The 1,055-nt window shown below is 62.3% G+C and carries 1 protein-coding gene; it reads right to left on the minus strand.

The genetic code is table 11. The features are described from left to right. Positions 1 to 14 precede the first annotated feature (14 nt). Positions 15 to 961 (minus strand): IS630 family transposase gene (locus AQZ50_RS20275; RefSeq protein ID WP_156427468.1). Its coding sequence is split into 2 segments (ribosomal slippage): positions 15 to 613 and positions 613 to 961, totalling 948 coding nucleotides; the frame shifts between segments, so codons are not numbered across the junction. Between the last annotated feature and the right edge of the window lie 94 nt (positions 962 to 1,055).

Below are 1,055 nucleotides of genomic sequence, written 5' to 3' on the forward strand. Positions count from 1 at the left end.
AGAGCGTTTTCCGATCATGCCGGATCATAGCCGCACGAGCTGAAGTAGTTGGCGCATTCGTCGGGCTGGAAGATGTCGACGAGCTTGCCGATGAGGCCCCATAGGCCAGAGACGGTTCGCTCACCGGCCTTGCGGAGCATGGCCTTGAGCCGCGAGAACGCCTTTTCGATGGGGTTGAAGTCGGGGCTGTAGGGAGGCAGGAACATCAACCGTGCGCCGGCTGCTTCGATCCTTTCACGCACCGAGGCGCGCTTGTGGCTCGACAGATTGTCCATGATAACCACATCACCGGGTCGCAGCTCCGGTATCAGGACCTGTGTCACGTAGGCTTCGAACCAGTTGCCATTGATGGGACCATCGAGCACCATCGGCGCGACCATGCCAGTTATCCGTAGTCCGGCAACCAGCGTGGTCGTTTTGCGGTGGCCGTGGGGGAAGCCCATCCTCAGGCGCTCGCCCTTGGCGCACCGCCCGTGACTACGGGTCATGTTGGTTGCGGTCCAGGTTTCGTCGATGAACACGAGACGATCGGGCTCCAGATCAAGTTGACCGTCGAACCAGGCTCGGCGTTGCTTCAGGATGTCGGGACGGTCTTGCTCGATCGCGTGCCCGGTCTTTTTTTACGTGTGATGCCGCGTCGATCAAAGAACCGCCACAGCGTCCCGATCCCGACGTGAACGCCTTGCGCCGCAAGGGCCGACTGGATCTCGGCCAGCGTGATGTCGCCGTTCTCGGCCAGCATCGCCGTAATCCGCTCCGCATGAGCATCCGTCTTCGACGAGCGCTGATCGCCGCCCGGCTTGCCTGCGATGGCGCGCCCGTGTTCGCGGGCCAACTGTCGCCAGCGGATCGCCGTGGCGACGCCAACCCCGAACCGAGCCGCAGCCGCCCGGCAACTCATGCCCGCGTTCGTCGCCGCAACGACCCGATCCCGCAAATCCTGAGATAACGCTCTCGCCATCCATGCTGGCCTCCAACCCAGCCAGCAGGATGAATCAGAATTTCAACGCCGCTGGAATCCCTCGCGATTCAGGGACTGTGGAAAACGCTCTAAA

It is taken from the genome of Novosphingobium sp. Fuku2-ISO-50 (genome assembly GCF_001519055.1).
In the GTDB taxonomy this organism is placed as follows: Bacteria; Pseudomonadota; Alphaproteobacteria; order Sphingomonadales; family Sphingomonadaceae; genus Novosphingobium.